Source organism: Pseudomonas putida (assembly GCF_002741075.1).
GTDB lineage: Bacteria > Pseudomonadota > Gammaproteobacteria > Pseudomonadales > Pseudomonadaceae > Aquipseudomonas > Aquipseudomonas putida_T.
The window spans coordinates 1,359,119-1,374,031 of the sequence record NZ_CP016634.1; the positions used below are offsets into that span (position 1 = coordinate 1,359,119).

Sequence of the window (14,913 nt, forward strand, 5' to 3'; positions counted from 1 at the left end):
CATCACACTGATGCCGTCGAGCGGTGGAGTGGGGCGCAAAGCGCCCCGAATGAGGGGTCTACTTGAGCGTTCTGCTGCACATAGACCTGTACCTGTCGCTACCTGGCGTTTCGATCACGGCGCCGTAAGTACCTCCGTCTCCGTTGCTCAAACGAAGGTATTTACCGGCTCCGGCAGCGTCGCTCAACCACAGGTCCTGAGCCGCGCCGCCCTGAACTGCGCCCCATTCGGACGCTACAGTACCGATGCCGCGCGCGTTCTCACCCTTGGTGGCTTCAGCTTTGGACACGGGCGAAAGGGACAAGGAAGCGCAGTGTTTCATGGCCGCACTCCAGTCAGTACTAGCGCTCAACTTACCAAGTTCATACCACTTCGTTATCTTGAAATCATAGGTATGTACGATATTGCCGCCTTTACTGGTTGCAGTGATCGTCACGTGGCCCGAATCGGTCGGCGGCGCGCCAGTGAATACAAAATAGTTCGGGGGTTGGAAAGTCAGCCAACTGACGCTTGAGCGCCAAATGAACAGATCGTTTGGCACGTTGTTGGCGAGGACTGGAATAAAGGTCGCCTCTTGGTATGCCGTGGTTGGGAAACCACTGCTGCGAGGGAAAAGGTAGTCACCATAGGTTCTTAACTGTCCGATTTGGCTTGTCAGCAATTCAAAAGGCTGGGTCCGTTTGCCCATTGGAACATCGTTGATTTTAGGGGTGAGGCGATAATCACCTGCCAAGAGGCCAACAAACTCCGCTGTGTATACGCCCGAGTTGTTGACTTCGCCCAGGCTCCCTATCTTGATGCTGGAGGGCGCGGGGTGTCCTGCACTGTCGGTGATCTCGAAGGTAATCTGTTTAGCGATACCGGTGATGGGGCGACCGATCGCATCTCGAACCTCAAACGCTATGCCGTTGGTCGTGAAGTCATCGGCCACCATGGTTGATCGGGTCAGAGTCAGCCTGGAGGTCGCCTCCGCGGGTGGCAATGGCGTCAACGTAAGGTTGACCTCCAGGCTATCCATCGTGTCGCTGCCGATTTGGGGGGTGAGGGTGTAGGTACCCTTCAGAAACCCTTTCGCCGTTGTGGTGTAGACCCCGGTCTTGTCGATTTCATCGAAGGGGGCGACGACGATGTCGGTGGGGGCCGGTGGATCGCCTGCGTCATTGGTGATGGCGAGTTTGAGGGTGCCCTCTAGGCCGCTGACAGGATTGTCGTTGATGTCTTTGGCGGTGAACTCCAGGGTTGAGAACTCGTTGCCATCGGCTGCGATCGTGTCTGGCGTGATCTCGAACTTCGAGCGACCTGCGACCGGCGCAAGAGCCAGCAACTCGACCTCGGCTTTCAAAGTGCCGAAGGGGGCGCCGTCGTAGTGCGGGATGAAGGTGTAGTGGCCCGGGACGGTGCCCTGGAGTGTCGCACGGTACTCACCGGTTTTAGCTTCTGAAATGTCGCCGAGCGTGAGACCGGGCGCCGGGCCGCCCGCCAGTTCGAACTTCAGCTGGTCGGCGAGACCTCCTACGGGTTTGTCCTTCGCGTCCCTGGCGGTGAAGGTCAGGGTCGAGGTGTCGGTGCCACTGGCCGGGATCTGCTGCGGCAGGGCCTGGAAGGTCGATCGGCCCAGCGCGGGCGGCAAGGCCTGCAGCTCTACTTCGGCGCTCAGGCGGCCGATGGGTTTCCCGCTGAGCTGGGGGGCGACGGTGTAACGGCCGGCCAATGTGCCCTTGAGCGTCGCGGTATAGCGGCCCTTGGCGCTGTCCACGATGGCGCTCACGGTCACGTCCGGGGGCGAAACGCTGCCCTTGTCGCCGTGAACCGCGAACCGCAGGTTCTTGGCGAGGCCTTCGACCGGCGCGCCGTCGGCGTCCAGGGCGATGAAGGTCAGCACGGTGGTGGTCGTGTCGTTGGCGGGCAGCCTGGCAGGGTTTGCGGCGAACGTGGATTTGCCATCGTCCGGCAGGCTGCTGACGGTGCTGACCCGCGCTGGCGACAGCGCAATCCCTTGCACGGACGGGGTCAAGGTGATCGATTGCGGCGTGGTGCCTGCGGTCACGCGCACTTCATAGTGGCCCGCCGAGACGCGCTCGGGCTTGGCGACCACGATGCCGCCTGCGCGGGCCTGCGCCTCGGTGACGGTGATCTGGATGTCCGCCAGGGCGATGTCCACCGGTTGCTGCTGCTCGTCGCGGATGGCCAGGGTCAGGGTTTCGTAGCTGGTGCCATCGGTCGGCAGCACGGTATTGGCGGGGGTGAAGGTGGAATGGCGTGCACTCACCGCCGGGGCGTTGACGGTGACCCGGGTTTCGCTGCGTGCGGAGCGGTTGCCTTTGCTGTCGACGGCCACGCCGTGGAGGGTGTAGACGTTGGTGGGCTGGGCGCCGGTCTGGTAATCGGGCAACACCACGCTGTAGTGGGGGCCGCCGTCATGGACGAGCTTGCCGCCGGCCTGCAGCAGCGCCGGGGCGGTCCAGTCGATGTGCGACAGCGGGTACTTGCTGTTGACCCACACGCTCAGGGACTTGGTCTCGCCGCCCTGGCCGCTGACGTGGGCGGCGGCGGCCATCTGGATGACCTGCTTCTTGCGGTATTCGAGGACGATGTGGTTGTTGCGCTCGACTAGGTCGTAACGGCTGCCGGCCAGGGTGCGCAGGGCGCCGACGCCAGCGGGGTCGACCTGCTTGGCCCACGGCTCGCCGATCTGGTAGTTGAACTCGGCGCCCACGGTCGTCTCGTTGCCGCCGTTGCCCTTGCGCTGGTCGGCGCTGAGGGTCAGCAGCGGAATGGGCGTGTAGGTGAGGCCGACGGTGACGGCGCTGGGGTCTTTCTTGCGGTTGTCCTTGCCGAACAGGCCGACTTCGTCGCCGTAGTACTGCTCGTAGGTGAGCTTACCGCCGAGCTGCGGCATCGCCGGCAACCAGGCCTCGGTGCGCAGGTCCCAGCCGTTGGCCGGGCGTTCCTGGTAGTCCTCGACGTCGGGGGAATCCTTCCAGCCGGTCAGGCGGGTGTAGCTGTTGGCGTTGACCTTGAGAAAGTCGCGCCAGTATTCGACACCCAGGCCCAGGCGGGCGTGCTGGCGAGACAGGTCGTAGTCCAGAAAGCTGTTGGCGCCGAGCATGTAGCCATCGTTGAAGCGACGCACGCCCAGGCCCAGGGTGGTCTGCTGGCGCTCGTCCTTGCGGTGGATGCTGCCCTGGGCGAACAGCAACTGCTCGGGGGTGTCGTGCAGCGGGGCGAGCAGTTCGACCTGGGAGTTCTTCAGCGAGAGCTTGTCGTCCACATCGATTTGCACGCGGGCGGTGCCGAAGCGGCTGAGCCACTGCTGGGCCTGGCTGCTGGCCTCGCCGGTGGCCAGGCCGCGGGCCATGGAGGCGGCGGCGTCGCCGTTGGGGTCGTTGCTGAGGAAGCTACCGGTGCTGCTGGCCATGGCGGCGAGCTTGCGGGCCTGCTCGTCTTCGGCCTGGGCGGTGGCGTCCTGGCCTGGCGAGTTGAGGTCCGGCAGCGCATGCGCAGGGGCCGATTGAGTGGGCGCGGCACTGGCCGAAGGGGTGGCCAATGCCAGGGTCAGGGGAAGAACGGCCTGGACGCCGATGTTGAGCCAGGCAACAGCCCGCGTCCCGAGGGGTGGTCCGCCGAACAAAGTGTGCTTTATCAATGAAGTTACCAGTCCCTGATGGCCTGAAAAGTAACTTCGCGATGGCGTTGTTTTTTCGCCCAGCCATTGCCCGCTCGCAAGCGATTAACAATTTTTTGGCACACTCAATTGATCGTGAAAGAGAGGAAACAACTAACACCAAGGCGAAGCGGTTGGAAGCAACTTCCATCTTTTCGATGGATGTCACGAGGCCGCCAAACGCAATGGATTGGAAGTGCAATAGGTGCAAGTTCTAACAGCGTCAGGAGGCTTTCAGGGGCCAGAATCTACAAAAGGGAAAAGTCTGAATCTGTAGGGGTATTCCTGTTCTTGACATGAATAAGGACGTTGGCGCGTGGCGTGGTTTAAAGAAAAAAAGGGCCGCAATGATGCGGCCCTTGGGTTTCATATTCGCGGTGAGTGAATGCAGATCAACGTCAGTTATCGGTCAAGGGGTCGTCCTGGGAGAGCAGCGCGTTGGCCAGCTCCTCATCACTGGCCTGCAGGCCAGGATTGTCCTTGCGGGCCTGCTCCAGCGCCGACTCCACATAGGCGCCGCGGATGACCCCGCCACTGGCCACGAAGGCCGACAGCTCATCGCGGGCCGGAATGATCCGCTTGTCGTCCTTGAAGGTCGAGTACAGCGAGGCGGAGATCCCCGCCGATGTGGCGACATCGCCCGCATCCACACGGGCCAGGGCAGCCCCTGCTGGGAGCAGGAGCAAGAACGAAGGAACGAGCAGTAGATGGCGCATGGCAAGACCTCCAGGTGAAGCCCAAGGGATTTACTGCATGTTGTTAAGAGCGGTGACGGTACCCAGGAGTTCCATCGACCGCCTGTCGATCACACCCCCAGAGCCATGCGCCCCTGGCCACGCAGGTAGAGGCCGTAGCCCAGACCCAGTGCCAGCCACAGGCTCCCGAAGGCCAGGGTCGCGGCGCTCATCCCGCCCATTACCGTGAGCACCACGGCAATCCCCACCACGGGCACCAGCCAATGGGCGAACCAGCGCCGGCTGCGGCCTTGGATGCCCAGCTTCACCAGCACTGAAAGGTGCAGCAGCACGAAGGCAGACAGCGCGCCGAAGTTGACGAACGACGCCAGGCTGTCGATCCGCTCGCGCATCACGATGGCGATCACCAGCGACAGCGCGGTCGACAACAGCAGCGCCACGTGAGGCGTGCCATGGCGCCTGTGCAGACGGGCGAACAGCCCCGGCAGTTGGCGATCGCGCCCCATGGCGAACAACACCCGGGACACGCCGACCTGCATTGGCAGCACATTGGTGAACCCACACATCAAGGCGATCAGCCAAGCCACCGCCACGGCGCTGAACGGGCTGATCTGCACGGCCAACAGTTGATAGATCGCGCCGGAGGCATCCGCGATGCTCAACCCCTGCATCAGGTTGCCCAGCACCCAGGTGCTGATGACGAACAGCACGGCGCAGATCAGCAGCACCGCCAGAATGGCCCGCCCGACCAGGCGTCGGTCGCCGCCCTTGACCTCCTCCGAAAGGGTCGAGATGGCGTCGAAGCCCAGGAACGACAGCACGCAGATCGAGGTGGCGGCGAATACCTTGCCCAGGTCGAGTTGGCGGGCGTCATACAGTGGCGCCAAGGTCAGCGCACCGGCGCCTTTGCCGTCGGCCAACGCATTTGCCGCGAGCACGATCAGCCCCAGCATGACCGCGAACTGCACGACCACCGAGACCAGGCTGATACGGGTGGTCACCGACACGCCGAACCAGTTCACCGCCAGCGAGACCACCACCAGGCCCACCAGGCAACTGGCGCGGTCCAGACCGGGCACCAGCGTTTGCAGGCCGACCGCCATGACCAGGAACACCAGCGCCGGAATCAGCAGGTAATCGAGCAGGATCAGCCAGCCGGCGATGAACCCCGGCAACTCACCCAGGCTGTGCCGGGCAAAGCCGTAGACCGAGCCTGAGCAGGGCACTTCGGCCGACATCGTGGCGTAGCTCTGGGCGGTGAAGTACATGCACAGGGCGCCGAGCAGGTAGGCCAAGGCGATCAGCCCGCCCGAGGCCTCCCAGACAAAACCGAAGGTGGTCAGCGGCGCCATCGGCGCAATGTAGGCCAGCCCGTAGGCGAGCAGGTCTTTCATGCCCAGGGTACGCCGCAGTGTCGCGCTGCCCTCAAGGCTTACAGGTTTTTCGGTGGCAAGGCCCATGGTGAGCTCCGGTTCTTGTCGTTGTTGGAGGAGGCGGTGGCGCCGTAGGTACGGGTCAGCCGACGAAGCGTGCGTGGCGGTGGACTTCCTGGCCTTCCAGGAGGGTGAGCAGGACCTCGGTGGCGCCGATCTCGTGGGGCGCGATGCTATATAGGTCGCGATCGAGCAGGATCAGGTCCGCGTACTTGCCCACGCTCAGGCTGCCGGTGCTGTCATCGCGCCAGGCGGCATGGGCGGCGTTGAGGGTGTAGCCACGGATCGCCTCGTCGATGCTGATCCGGTGCTGGGGTGTGTGCGCCGGGCTGTCGGGGCCGTGGATAGGGTTCTGGCGGGTGACCGCGCACTGGATGATCTGGAACGGGTCGAACGTGGTCACGCCCCAATCACTGCTGACCATGCAGGTCACGCCCTGGCGGATGAATTCGCCGATCGGGTAGGTCCATTGCGCGCGGGCCTCGCCAAGCATGGCATCGACCAGCGGGTCGGCGTCGGGGTTCGGTTGTGCCCAGAGGGTCTGATAGTTGGCCAGGATGCCCAGTTCGCGAAACCGAGGGATGTCCGCCGGATGCACCACTTGCAGGTGGGCGATCTGGTGGCGGGCGTCCCACGGGCCATTCTGGTGCCGGGCATGTTCGATACCGTCGATGGCCGCACGGGTGGCGCCATCGCCGATGCTGTGCACATGCAACTGGAAGCGCTCGCGGTCGAAGGCGGCGAAGCAGTCGTTGATCTGCGCCTGGGTGAACATCAGTTCGGCATTGCCGCCCGTGTCGCAACGCGGTTCGAGCAACACGGCGGTGCCGTTCTCCAGCACGCCATCGAGGAAGAACTTGGCCGAATGCAGCGAGACGCGCTCGCCCTGATAGGTGTTGCGCAAGTCGATCAACTCGCGCAGTTGCTCATCCAGCGGTTTGTGGGCGAACACCTTGGCGGTGGCGCGCACGCGCAGGGTGAGGTCACCGCGTTCGAGGCAGGCCTGGTAGTTCTTCATGTAGTTGCGGCTGACCATGGCATCGAGCACGCCGGTGATACCGCGGCTGTTGAACACCTTGCTGTAGTGGGCCATGGCCTGGAGGTAGTCCGTCTCGCTGTAGCCTGGGGCAATACGGCCCATGGCCCAGATGGCGTCCTCGACCAGCCAGCCTTTGGGGGTGCCGTCGGCCAGGCGCAGGTAGCTGCCGTTGTCCGGCTCCGGGCTACCGGGGCGCACGCCGGCCGCTTCGAACGCGGCGCTGTTGGCCCAGCCGTTGTGGTAGTCACTGGCGAACATCAGCGCCGGACGGCCGTCGGTAACGCTGTCGAGCCGTTCTTTGGTCAGTTGCTCGGGGGTGAAGCGTGCCGAAGAAAAGCCCACACCACGGATCCAGGGTTTGTCCGGGTTGGCTTGGGCGAAGTCGCGGATGATCGCCAGCAGGTCCTCGACGCTGGTGGCCTCGTACAGCGCGGCGTTGTGGTAGAGGTCGGCGCTGCTGAGCTGAAAGTGCACATGGGTGTCCTGCAGCCCCGGCAGCATCAGCTTGCCTTGGGCATGGATGCGGCGGGTGGCGGCACCGGCCAGGCGTTCGATGGTGGCGTTGTCACCCACGGCCAGGATGCGCCCACCGCGTATAGCAATGGCCTCGGCCCTGGGCAGGTGCGGGTCCTGGGTGCGGATGTCGGCGTGGGTGATGATCAGTTCGGCGGTCTGCATGGCAGGTCCTCAGTAGAGGTAGGTGAAATACATTTCCAGGGCGCGGAAGGTGTCGTCGCCCAACGCCTGCTTGGCTGCGCCCTGTGGCTTGACCCAGTTGTAGGCCAGCGAGGTGTGCAGGCGGGGCGTGGGGTTCCAGTCGAGAAAGACCACGTTCTCGTCGGCGAAGCGGCGATCGTCTACGGGCATGCCGTTGAAGTTCTTTTCGTCCAGGGAGAACTGGTAGTGGATGCCGCCCAGCGTCACGGTGTCGCTCAGGTGGGTCTTGAGGGTCCACTGGCTGACCCGCTCGTTGCTGTTGAACAGCAGGTAGTTGCCGACCACATCGCCGATCAGCCAGGTGCTCCAGTCGACGAAGCCTTTGCTCAACGGATCCCAGCTTTGCTGGGTACGGTCGCTCAGGTCGTCGTCGCCGGAGAAGCGTGCATGGCGGTAGCTGAGGATCGGTGTGAGCGGCAGGTGCGCGAACGCGTAGTCGGCCTGGGTGTACCAGGCGTCGGCGTGGTAGTGGACGCCTTCGCCGCTGCCGCGCTGCACGGCGTATTCACCGTGCAGGGTCAGGGCATCCAGACCCGGCAGTTGGCCGTTCAGGGCGCGCAGGTTGAACACGTGCATGCCATCGCGGGCGGTCAGGTTCTGGCCATGACCGGCCAGGGAATCGACGCCCATGGCCATGGCGCCGAGGGTGACACGGTCGGCCAGGCGGTAGTCGAGGTTGACGCCATTGAGGCGAAAATCCCCTTGGTGATCGTCGCTGCGCAGGCTGAAGACCTGGGCCTGGAGCGCGTCGTGGGTATAGCCCAGTAGTGCCGAGTCGCGAAACGCGGTGCGCGGGGCGAGCCAGTAGGCGCCGTCATCGAACATGTCGAGGTTGCCGTCGGCGACGATGAAGCCCGTGCCGACCATGAAGTTCTGCCGGCCCGCGGTCAGGCGCCAATCGCCTACGCGCAGCCCGCCGTAGGCTTCTTCCAGGGCGAAGCGGCCATCGGCGCTGCGGGTGTAGCCACCGGCATCGCCGTCGCCTTGGGTGGTGGCGCCGATCACCGACGCACCGCCAAGTACTTCCACATCTGGTGCCAAGGCATAGCCGAGGGTGATGCCCGGCTTGAGGTAGAGCTCTTGCCAGTCCACGCGGGTGCCGCCGTTGCTGGCGTCGCGCAGGTCCATGCGTCCGGCGCCGAAATTCACGCCGCGGGTCACGAGATTGGCGGCGCCAGCGCCGACGGTGAACTCGCCCTGCAAGCCATCGAGGTCGAAACGTTGGCCGGCCCAACCATGCTGGCTGGAGGCGAGTCCACAGAGAAACAGCGCCCAGGCGGGCGAGAGGGTGCGATGCATTGAGGGTGTCCTTTGTTCTTGTTGTTGTCCGGGGCAGTGCTTGGGCTTTGCGGCCCTGAAGTTCAAAGTGCCGGGGCCACGATGGCTTTGCGGGTGCTGCCTGGTGTGGCAGTCTTTCCCGTCGCCTGTGGCTTGCGGCACAGGTTAAAGGCCTTCGCGGTGGCGAGTTAGTTGTCGCCTGGCATAACACTTGGGAATTTCTGGACTAGATCATGGATAAGTTCCTCAGCCTGCAACTGTTCGTCGCCAGTGCCGAGCACGGCAGTTTCAGTCGGGCCGCCGAGCAGCGGGACATGACCCCTTCGGCGGTGGCCAAGTCGATCCGCCGCCTGGAGGCAGAGGTCGGGGCGCGGTTGTTCGAGCGCACCACGCGAAGCATGGCGTTGACCGAGGCGGGCCTTTTGTACCTGGAAAACGCCCGCGACATCCTCGAACGCATGCGCGAAACCGAAGAGGAAATCGCCCAGTTGCAGCACACCCTCAAGGGCACCCTGCGGGTCACCGGGCCGCTGTCGTTTGGCCGGCCATTTCTCAACGCCGCCTGCGCTCGCTTTTTGCAAGCGCATCCGCAGATGTCCTTGCAGGTGGACCTGAGCGACCAGTACATCGACCTGCTCGATGGCCACTACGACATGGCCTTGCGCCTGGGCCAGAGCGACCTGCCGGGCTTGATCGCCCAGCCCATCGGCGAGAGCCGCGTGGTGCTGTGTGCAAGCCCTGGGTACCTGCACCGTCACGGCACGCCAACGCTCCCGGCGCAGTTGGCGACGCATGAGTGTCTGGTCTATCGGCATCCGGCACTGGGCGATTCCTGGGTGCTGGAGAAAGATGGCGAGCGCCATGCCATCAAGCGCAAGGGGCGGCTGGGCAGCGACAACCTGGAACTGCTGATCGAGGCCTGCCTGGCCGGGCAAGGGGTGATTGCCTGCCCGTACTGGAGCGTGCTGCCGTACTTGCAGGCGGGGCGGCTGCAGGCGTTTCTCGGCGACTATGCGTTCGATCGCAAAGCCCTGGGGGCGCAGTTGCAGGCGGTGTACCCAAGTACCCGACGGGCGACGCGCAAGATCGCAGCGTTCATCGAACACCTGCGCACGTACTTGAGCGAGGAGGGGATGAGCGCGGTCGCTGGACAAGGGGGAGGGGGGTAACTTTCCGATAGGTCAACTGGTAGGCGCCCTACAGATCTGCGAGTTCAGGCCGCTGGACAGCAGGAATAGCATCCATGGAAACGCCCGGCAGTGCCGTCAAATGGCCTCGCTCGGGATGGATCGCTCGTATGCCAAGGGAGCCCTAGATGTCTGACCACAGTGATCACGAACCCAACCTGCTCGACAAAATCCTCGAAACCGAACCCGGCATCAAAAGCACGGTGGGCGCCAGGGCATTTGCCCAGGACACGCTGCTGGATCTGCAGGGCAAGCCTCCTGTCGCGTTGATGCAGCGCTTCCCAGGCCTGCATGTCAAACAGGCCCAGCGACTCAAGGACCGCCTGGACGTGGCGTCGGCGGCCATGATGCGTGTGTTTCGGGAAAACCGCCTGAGCGCCGCGACCCGCAGGGCCGCGGACGAGCTCAAGGGCCCATTGGCGCAGAGCAATGGCCCGACCTTCGAAAACCAGTTCGCGCCGTCCTGGGGTAACCACACCCATCCACAAGCCGTGGATGCCACCACTTCGCCGGCCGCCTACCTGATCGACATGCTGACCTTCGTGGAGCAGCACCTGGAGCCGAAGGGGAACGCGCTCAAAGCCGTGACGCTGAAAACGCGGCGTCCGGATCTGTACGACCTTTCGCTCGATGAAGACACCATGAACCGCACGGTGACCCAAGTCGAGGTGGTCAACCATGTGATGGAACGCGCCATCGAGCGCCAACGAAACGCGGCCGATGACACCACCGCCACCCAGGACAAACTGCTCCAGGTGCGTTATCCACTCAAGCAGTTCCCCTATGAGCGTTACTGGGAACAGATCGGCACGGTGCTGGCCCATCACGCGCTGTCGGTGAGCGATGTGTCGCGGTTGGCCGACATCGATGCGCCGTACTTCATTCAGCCCGGAGCCCATTCGCAGTGGTCGGACGTGGCCCTGCAACAGGACGCAGGCCTTGGCCCGGCCCTGCGCGCCATCCTGCTAGAGGCGCCGTACTTCGGCACCGGCGGCGAGGTTCGCTTCAACCCCCAGACCCGTCGATTAGCGGGCCTGCCGCACACGTCCGCTACCCGGCGTGCCGAACAGGTAGCGAGCAACAGCCTCAGCTTTTTCAAGGACAACTTCGGTGTTCCTGCCTACCCGACCCTGCAGAACGTGGTGAACTTCTGCCAGGCCCTGCACATGAGCCAGGATGAAATGGAGTCCTTGTTCGCCCTGGCGGCCTACGCGCCGGTTCGCTCGGACAACGTGCTCGTCGATGCATCCCGTGCCCCGGCGTCGCCCGTGCAGTTTGGCGCGCGCTTCATCAACAGCGGCAGTGACACTCCGGTGTCGGTGGTCAGCGACAGTAAAGAGCCAACGCTGCACCAGTTCCAGAACCTGACCGAGGCCCGCTGCGACCGGGTCAATCGCTTGGTGCGCCTGGCTACGGCGCTGAAGCTTTCGTATGCCGAAACGGACCAGGTCGTCTGTGCGGCCATCGAGGCCGAGCGGCGTGCCGCTGTTAGTAAGAGGACCACCAGCGAGACGCCGTTGTGGATGACCGCCAATACGATCCGGGCGCTGGGTGTGTTCCAGTTTCTGCGCGAGCGTTTCTCGTGCAGCGCCGAGGACTTTTCCGTGCTGCTGTCGGACATGTCCATTTTTGCCAGCGGCGACACCCTCAGCCATTTCGATCGGGTATTCAACGCGGATACGACCACACCCCTGGTGCTCGATGACGAGCCGTTCGGCCTGGGCAGCGAGGATGTCGAGAGCAAGCGCACGGTCGATCAGCTGTGCCAGGGGCTTGGGATCAACATGGAGACCTTCCGCTACCTGTCGCGCCTGATCATGCAGGGGCAAAACCAGCCGATGCTCAAACGCACCTTGCCGACCGTCAGTGCGTTCTACCGCGTTACCTTGCTGGCTCGCCTGCTGTCGATCACCACCATCGAATTGCTGTCGCTGCTCGAAGTACTGAGCCCCGAAGGCCAATACGCCCTGCAACTGGCCGGTACGCCGCAGAACGCGATGTACAAGAGCTACACCCAGACCGACACCCTCAGCGTCATCCATGCCCTGAGCCGCTGCGTGGCCTGGTGCCAGACCCAGCAACTGCCGATCGCCTGGCTGGTGCAACAGCTGTTGCCGATCGAGACCGCCGATGTAGTGCCTGAGGAATACCGCACGCTGCTCAGCGAGCTCAAGAGCCATCTGGTGCCGTTCCAGGACTTCGACCGTCTGCTTGCCGATGCCGGCGTGATGCCCTTGAAGACCCAGGGCTGGAAGCAAAACCTCACGCAGATCGTCGACGCCCAGGGGCTGATCAGCGATACCGGCCATTCCGAGGAAGATTTCGACCCTGTTCAGTACGAGCATTTCGCCGCACGGGAAATCGAAGTGGTGATCGAGCGTCTGATGCGCGAGCCAGAGCCTGGAACAGCCGAAGGCGAGACGCACAGCGAGCAGAGCGAGCTGCCGCAGCTCACGGTCGATGAAGCTGAACGCCTGAAGACCCTGATTCTTGGTGTCGTGCTGCGGATTCGCTCGCAGCAGTGGGGTGTGGTCCAGGAGCGCCTGTCGCACTTTCTGTCGCTCAAGGCCGACAGCGTGATCCCGGTGGTGTATTGGGCCGAGGGCAAAGCCCATACGTTGCTGCAGAGCGCGACGAACTTCGACCCGGACCAACTTCAGTCCGAAACCCTCAAAGCCCTGATGCCGTTGATGCAGCGCATGCAGCGCTGTGCCCGGATCGTCAACCAGTTCGCCCTGAGCCCGGCCATGTTCTCCAGCCTGCTGGTGCGCGCCCAGCGCTCGCGCTGGAGCCTCAAGAGCACCGAGCTGACATTGCACACTTTGTACTTCCTGGAACGCTACACGCGTTGCCTGCGCCAGGCCAAGCAGTCCGAAGAACAACTGCTGGGCTATTTCGACCTGATCGAGTCGCTGGGTGAAATGAGCGACAACGAACGCCGTCTGATCAAGGACGCCGCGGCCGAAAAGATCGCCGCTTGGCTGGGCTGGGGCATTCGCGAGGTGCTCGATGTGGCGGCCCAGGTAACCCCTGACGGCATCATTCGCAACTTGGCGCAACTGTGCGCCTTGGTCGACACCCGTCAGCTGTGCGAGAAGACCGGTTTGAGCGCCGGCTCGCTGATCAAGCTCAGCCGCCTCAGTGCCCATGACGACACCCAGGCCTATCGCAGCGCCGCGCATGAAATGCTGAGCAGCCTGCGCCAGGCATCCGAACAGCGGCGTGATGAGACAGAGCTGCGCCAGAGTCTGTCTACCCGCTGTCTGGTCAGCGAGTCGCTCTTGGTCGCCAACGACCCTAAAGAAGAAACCACCGTGAGCCTGACGCTGCTGGACATGAACAACCAGCCGGTTTCCGATATCCGGGTCAGGTGGACCACTGACTTGGGCGTCTTGCAGGACCACTTCAGCTTTACCGACGAGAACGGTGTCGCGACCGTGGTCCTGGGGGCGGGGCGACAGACCGGGATCGCCCATGTCCAAGGTACCTACCTGCTCGACAGCAAGGCTTTCGCGCCGCCAGTGGTCATCGACTGCCACGAGGAGTCGCTGAATCTCACACCTGCCATGCCACAACAAGCATCGGCGCTGGCCGGCAACAAAGGCCGCTGTACCTTCCTGACGACGCTGATTGATAAGTACAAGAACAAAGGCGTCGATCGCCTGTTGCACTGGACCACGAGCATTGGCGAGTTCATCGACTCTTCGGGCGAGACGCTGTCCGACAGCGAAGGCACCAGCATGATCGCCTTGCGCAGCATGGAGCCGGGCGTAGGCGACGTCTACGTCTGGTATGAGGGCAAGCCCGAACAGAAACAGCACCTGCGTGTCACCTTCGAATATCGGCCTTATGTGGGCGCACTGAAACTCACCTCCTGGACGGTCGTCGGTGATGACATCAAGGTCATCGCGACGATTCTGGGCCTGGATGGCAACGCGTTCCCCGGTCAGCCATTGAAATGGTCCTGCACCGGTGCCGAGGTGATCGATTCCCAACATCAGAGCGATGAGCAGGGCCAGGCATACGCGGTGTTGCGAGCCGATGCCGCAGGCAAAGTCAGCGTTACTGTCACCCTTCAGGATGAATCTTCAGGGGACTATGACGCCAGGACGCTGGATTTCGAGGTGCTGACCAATGCTCTGAAGAGCACCACCTGGGCCAGCGGGAAATGGCCCCTGGCCGATGGCATCAGCGCCGCCGAGTACGAGGTCCAGATCGTCAGCGAGGATGACAAGCCGGTCGAGCGCTATCCGGTTACCTGGAGCGTGAAGGAGGGTGGTGTGGAGACGGTCACCAAGCTTACAGGCCCTGATGGCATCGCCCGCTATCACCTCAAGAGCAACGTGGTGGGCGAGCGGAGCGTGGTCGCGAACTGGGGTGACGCTGAGTCTGAAGCGTTCGACGTGGTGAATTTCCTGCCCAGCGAGGGCATGCAGATCCTGTTCGACGACAAGCCTCTCGAGGGGCCGATCGTCATAGCCCAGTCCGCAACGGCCACGCCTGAGCCGCACACGCTGTCCGTGCAGGTGACAGAAGGCCATCCGCTGCTCAAGACCAAGATGCGCTTGCTGTATGCAGGGCGTTATTCGGCACCTTCCCTGGGGCTGGATATAGATCCGACGCCTGGCAATGACATCGAATTCAACGAATCCCGGGTGGTGAGCTGGACCATCACGAAGGTGGCAGCGGGCCTGGGCCAACAGGCCTCCCTGCAGCTTGGTGTGTCCTACGAGCAAACCATGGCGCCAATCTGGATCGATGCCATCGTCAAGCCGTCCACCGACTGACGGGCTCTGCACAGCCACATCCCTGCCCACTAGAAGCAGGGCTTCCCATTCCACTAGGCGCTATAGCAGGCAGGGCAACTGGCCCTGCCTGGCGGGCGGTGATCGGCCGCCCG

At 63.4% G+C, this 14,913-nt stretch carries 7 protein-coding genes; 2 read left to right on the forward strand and 5 right to left on the reverse strand.

The genetic code is table 11. The features are described from left to right. Window positions 1-58 precede the first annotated feature (58 nt). The 5 genes from IEC33019_RS06595 to IEC33019_RS06615 all read right to left on the reverse strand — a co-directional run bounded on the left by IEC33019_RS06595 (window position 59) and on the right by IEC33019_RS06615 (window position 8,847). Window positions 59-3,646, reverse strand: a complete 3,588-nt coding sequence (locus IEC33019_RS06595; protein WP_157765872.1) for an inverse autotransporter beta domain-containing protein — start codon at window positions 3,644-3,646, stop codon at window positions 59-61. Between the two features lie 416 nt (window positions 3,647-4,062). Beyond that, window positions 4,063-4,380, reverse strand: coding sequence for a DUF2388 domain-containing protein (locus tag IEC33019_RS06600; RefSeq protein WP_070091056.1), 318 nt, complete (start codon window positions 4,378-4,380; stop codon window positions 4,063-4,065). A gap of 89 nt (window positions 4,381-4,469) precedes the next feature. Then, on the reverse strand, window positions 4,470-5,819 hold the full coding sequence (locus tag IEC33019_RS06605) for an APC family permease (protein ID WP_099593207.1): 1,350 nt from the start codon (window positions 5,817-5,819) through the stop codon (window positions 4,470-4,472). A gap of 55 nt (window positions 5,820-5,874) precedes the next feature. Next, window positions 5,875-7,509, reverse strand: coding sequence for an amidohydrolase (locus IEC33019_RS06610; protein ID WP_070091054.1), 1,635 nt, complete (start codon window positions 7,507-7,509; stop codon window positions 5,875-5,877). Between the two features lie 9 nt (window positions 7,510-7,518). Next, window positions 7,519-8,847: a hypothetical protein gene (locus IEC33019_RS06615; protein ID WP_070091053.1), complete on the reverse strand. Its 1,329-nt coding sequence runs from the start codon at window positions 8,845-8,847 to the stop codon at window positions 7,519-7,521. Window positions 8,848-9,059: 212 nt separating this feature from the next. Here IEC33019_RS06615 and IEC33019_RS06620 point away from each other — a divergent pair, with 212 nt between their 5' ends. Both IEC33019_RS06620 and IEC33019_RS06625 read left to right on the forward strand, forming a co-directional pair. Further along, window positions 9,060-9,995, forward strand: a complete 936-nt coding sequence (locus IEC33019_RS06620; RefSeq protein ID WP_070091052.1) for a LysR family transcriptional regulator — start codon at window positions 9,060-9,062, stop codon at window positions 9,993-9,995. 146 nt (window positions 9,996-10,141) lie between these two features. Beyond that, a complete protein-coding gene (locus IEC33019_RS06625) occupies window positions 10,142-14,800 on the forward strand; it encodes an Ig-like domain-containing protein (RefSeq protein ID WP_099593209.1) in 4,659 nt (1,552 codons plus the stop codon). Window positions 14,801-14,913 lie beyond the last annotated feature (113 nt).

Bases quoted from the DNA above. Each gene is read 5' to 3' on its own strand.
- IEC33019_RS06600 (WP_070091056.1), bottom strand. From the start codon at position 4,380: ATGCGCCATCTACTGCTCGTTCCTTCGTTCTTGCTCCTGCTCCCAGCA.
- IEC33019_RS06605 (WP_099593207.1), bottom strand. From the start codon at position 5,819: ATGGGCCTTGCCACCGAAAAACCTGTAAGCCTTGAGGGCAGCGCGACA.
- IEC33019_RS06610 (WP_070091054.1), bottom strand. From the start codon at position 7,509: ATGCAGACCGCCGAACTGATCATCACCCACGCCGACATCCGCACCCAG.
- IEC33019_RS06615 (WP_070091053.1), bottom strand. From the start codon at position 8,847: ATGCATCGCACCCTCTCGCCCGCCTGGGCGCTGTTTCTCTGTGGACTC.
- IEC33019_RS06620 (WP_070091052.1), top strand. From the start codon at position 9,060: ATGGATAAGTTCCTCAGCCTGCAACTGTTCGTCGCCAGTGCCGAGCAC.
- IEC33019_RS06625 (WP_099593209.1), top strand. From the start codon at position 10,142: ATGTCTGACCACAGTGATCACGAACCCAACCTGCTCGACAAAATCCTC.